Origin of the sequence: Kitasatospora sp. NPDC059803, assembly GCF_042732255.1 — a bacterium.
Classification (GTDB): domain Bacteria; phylum Actinomycetota; class Actinomycetes; order Streptomycetales; family Streptomycetaceae; genus Kitasatospora.
On record NZ_JBHWIJ010000203.1, the window covers coordinates 6,422 to 10,086 of the forward strand.

Sequence of the window (3,665 nt, forward strand, 5' to 3'; positions counted from 1 at the left end):
GGCCCCCGCGGGGGGGGGGCGCCGCCCCCGCGCCCGGGGGGGGGGGGCCGGCGGGGGCGCCGCGGCCCCCCGGCGGCGCCCCGGGGGGGGGGGCCCCCCCCCCCCCCCCACGGGGCGGGGGAGGTCAGATGACCGTCTCCGCCTCCAGGTAGCGCTCCTGCGGGACGGTCTTCAGCTCGGCGACCGCCTCGGCGATCGGCACCAGGTTGATGTTGGTGCCCTGCAGCGCGGTGATGTGCCCGAACGCGCCCTTGTGGACGGCCTCGACGGCGTGCCAGCCGAAGCGGGTGGCGAGCACCCGGTCGTACGCGGTCGGGGTGCCGCCGCGCTGGGTGTGGCCGAGGATCACCGGGCGGGCCTCCTTGCCGAGGCGGTGCTCCAGCTCGCGGGAGAGCTGGGTGGCGATGCCGGTGAACCGCTCGTGGCCGTAGATGTCCTTGGTGCCCTCTTCCCAGTGCATGGTGCCGGGCTCGGGCTTGGCGCCTTCGGCGCAGACCACGATGGCGAACTTCTTCTGCCGGTCGAAGCGTTCGCGGACGACGGCGGTCAGCTTGTCGATGTGGAACGGCCGCTCCGGGACGACGATGGCGTGCGCGCCGGCGGCCATGCCCGCGTTGAGCGCGATCCAGCCGGTGTGGCGGCCCATGACCTCGACGACCATGACCCGCTGGTGGGATTCGGCGGTGGTCTTCAGCCGGTCCAGCGCCTCGGTGGCGACCGAGACGGCGGTGTCGAAGCCGAAGGTGACGTCGGTGGAGGCGATGTCGTTGTCGATGGTCTTCGGGACCCCGACCACCGGCAGTCCGGCGTCGCTCATCAGCTTGGCGGCCTTGAGGGTGCCCTCGCCGCCGATCGGGATCACCGCGTCGATGCCGAGGTCCGCGCACAGTCGCTTGGCGCGCTCGACGCCGTCGCGCAGGTGGCTGGGCTGGACCCGGGACGAGCCGAGGATCGTGCCGCCCTGGGCCAGGATGCCGCTCACCGAGTCGAGGGTGAGCGGCCGGTGGACGCCCTCCAGGAGACCGCGCCAGCCGTCCTGGAAACCGATGATCTCGTCGCCGTGGTCGACCACCCCCCGGTGGACCACGGAACGGATCACCGCGTTCAGGCCGGGGCAGTCACCGCCGCTGGTCAGCACTCCGATACGCATTAGCTTTGCAACTCCCGAGCAGAACCGAGGAACGGCCGGACTACAGGCTGGGACGACGAGCCGTCACCGTAGCGGGGCGCTCCCACGCCGGAGTGGCGGGGAGGTGGCCGCGGGGTGAAGGACCGGCCGATCCGGACAGAACGCCCGAAAACGGCCGCGAAGTCGAGCATACGGCCCCTGGTCCGGCCGGGCAGGAGCCGACGCGGGAGCGGCGCCGTCGGCGCCCCCGCGCGGAAGTGCAGCCTGCTGCCGAGGAGGGTGTGCAGTAGGCAGCCCCATTGTGGTACGTCCGGGGCCGCCCCTGAACCGGGTGACCGCATCGCGGGCACCCGGGGTTCGGGGCGGGCGGACGTACTACGCGGGGCGCGTCGTGGCGGCGATGCGCTCGGCGCGCAGCGCGTCGTACCAGGTGGTGTCGGCCGGCGGCAGGGCGTTGACGTCCAGCGCCAGCTTGATCAGCATGTCGGCCACGGCGGGGTTGCGGGCCAGCACCGGGCCGTGCAGGTAGGTGCCGAACACGGTGTCCCGCCAGGCGCCCTCGGTGCCGTCGCCGGTGCCGTGGCCCCGGCGGGCGACCACGGTGGCCAGCGGCTGGACGCCCTGGCCGAGGTGGGTGACGCCCTGGTGGTTCTCGAAGCCGGTCAGCTGCGGCAGGCCGAGGCGCGGGTCGACGTCGGCGAGGACGTCGCCGACGCAGCGGGCGCCGTCGCCGCGGGTGGTCCAGACGTCGAGCAGGCCGAGGCCCGGCTCGCGCTCGCCGAGGTCGTTGACGAACTCGTGGCCCATGATCTGGAAGCCCGCGCAGACGCCGAAGATGATCGCGCCGTTCTCGGAGGCCCGGATCAGGCCGCTGTCGTTGCGCAGCCGCTCGGCGGCGAGCCGCTGCGGACGGTCCTCGCCGCCGCCGATCAGGTAGATGTCGCCGCTGGTGGGGACGGACTGGTCGGAGCGGACGTCGATCCGGGTCACGTTGAGATGGCGCTGGCGGGCCCGGCGCTCCACGACCAGGGCGTTGCCGCGGTCGCCGTAGGTGCTGAGCAGGTCCGGGTAGACCCAGACCACGCGCAGGCTGCTCTCACTCATCCTCGAAGGCCTTCCGTCACGATCAGATGGGGCTGCAGGCGCGGCATCAGCCGGCCACGACCTTCCGCAGCTGCTGGAAGGCGGTGTAGTTGGCGATGGCCTCGATCCGGCCGGGCGGGGCCATCCGGACGGCCTGCTCCAGCGTGTCCACCACGTGGAACTGCAGTCCGGCGACCTCCAGGCGGACGGCCAGGTCCAGCTTGCGCTGCCCCATCACGAACACCGGGTGCCCGGCGAGGCGCTCGTAGTCGACGTCCCACAGCCAGGAGGTGTCCGTGCCGTCGGCGTCGAGCGCGTTGACGGAGAGGATCACCGGCGCGGGCGGGCCGTCGATCAGCGAGAAGGTCTCCAGCCAGCCGGCCGGGTTCTTGGCCAGCAGCAGCCGGATGTCCCGGCCCTGGTACTGGACCACGTCGTAGCGGCCGGCGACGGCCGAGACCGAGCGCATCCGCTCCAGCGCGACCTGCGGGGAGACGCCGAACACGGCGGCGACGGCGGCCGAGCTGGTGGCGTTGGCCAGGTTGGCCCGGCCGGGCAGCTGGAGCTGGATCGGCCAGGCGCCGCGCTGCGGGTCGATCACGTGGGTGCCCTGGAGCGCCCAGTGCGGGTTGGGGCGCCGGAAGCCGCACTCCTGGCAGAACCAGTCGTCGCCGGGGCGCTGCATCACACCGCCGCAGGCGGGGCAGGACCAGGCGTCCTCCTTCCACGCCTGCCCGGCGGCCACCCAGACCACCTTCTTGCAGGAGGAGGCGGCCCAGGTCACCAGCGGGTCGTCGGCGTTGGCGATGACCACGGCCTCGGTGTCCTGAAGGCCCTCGCGCCACTTCTCGGCCATCATCCGGGTCTCGGCGGCGCGGTCGAGCTGGTCGCGGGAGAGGTTGAGCAGGGCGATCGCCTTGGGGCGGGTGTCGCGGGCGACGCCCGCCAGGTACTTCTCGTCGACCTCGATCACGCCGAAGCGGGCGTCCGAGCCGCCGGCCAGGGCGGAGGTGATGCCGGCCGGCATGTTGGCGCCCAGGGCGTTGGAGACCACCGGGCCGGCGGCGCGCAGCGCCTCGGCGATCAGGCGGGTCGTGGTGGTCTTGCCGTTGGTGGCGCTGACCAGGACGACGTCGAGGTGGTCGGCGAGGGTGGCGAGCAGGTCGGGGTCGAGCCTCAGGGCGACCTTGCCGCCGATCACCGAGCCGCTTCCGCGTCCGGCCTTGCGGGACACGGCGGCAGCGACCCGACCGGCCGTGACCGCGATCTTGGCGCGGGCCGGCAGCGAGGCGTCGCGTGCGCCTGTGGGCTCCGATTCGGTGCCTGCCATGCTCAGTGGTTCCTCCTTGCTGCGGCACCACCCGGGTCCGGATTAACGGGCCGTCGGGGGGGGGGGGCGGGGGCCGCCCGACCACGACCCCCCCCCGCGCGCCGCAAGGGACCGCCCGGCGGA

Annotated in this window: 3 protein-coding genes; all 3 read right to left on the reverse strand. The window is 73.7% G+C overall.

All coding sequences use genetic code 11. The annotated features are described in order from the left end of the window. Positions 1-124 precede the first annotated feature (124 nt). On the reverse strand, positions 125-1,150 hold the full coding sequence (locus tag ACFV6I_RS27195; RefSeq protein WP_063350327.1) for a 6-phosphofructokinase: 1,026 nt from the start codon (positions 1,148-1,150) through the stop codon (positions 125-127). 354 nt (positions 1,151-1,504) lie between these two features. Further along, complete coding sequence (locus ACFV6I_RS27200; protein ID WP_380428184.1) at positions 1,505-2,233, reverse strand: type 1 glutamine amidotransferase; 729 nt, start codon at positions 2,231-2,233, stop codon at positions 1,505-1,507. A gap of 46 nt (positions 2,234-2,279) precedes the next feature. Continuing rightward, positions 2,280-3,542, reverse strand: coding sequence for a MurT ligase domain-containing protein (locus ACFV6I_RS27205; RefSeq protein ID WP_063350329.1), 1,263 nt, complete (start codon positions 3,540-3,542; stop codon positions 2,280-2,282). Positions 3,543-3,665: the final 123 nt, after the last annotated feature.

Bases quoted from the DNA above. Each gene is read 5' to 3' on its own strand.
- ACFV6I_RS27195 (WP_063350327.1), bottom strand. From the start codon at position 1,150: ATGCGTATCGGAGTGCTGACCAGCGGCGGTGACTGCCCCGGCCTGAAC.
- ACFV6I_RS27205 (WP_063350329.1), bottom strand. From the start codon at position 3,542: ATGGCAGGCACCGAATCGGAGCCCACAGGCGCACGCGACGCCTCGCTG.
- ACFV6I_RS27200 (WP_380428184.1), bottom strand. From the start codon at position 2,233: ATGAGTGAGAGCAGCCTGCGCGTGGTCTGGGTCTACCCGGACCTGCTC.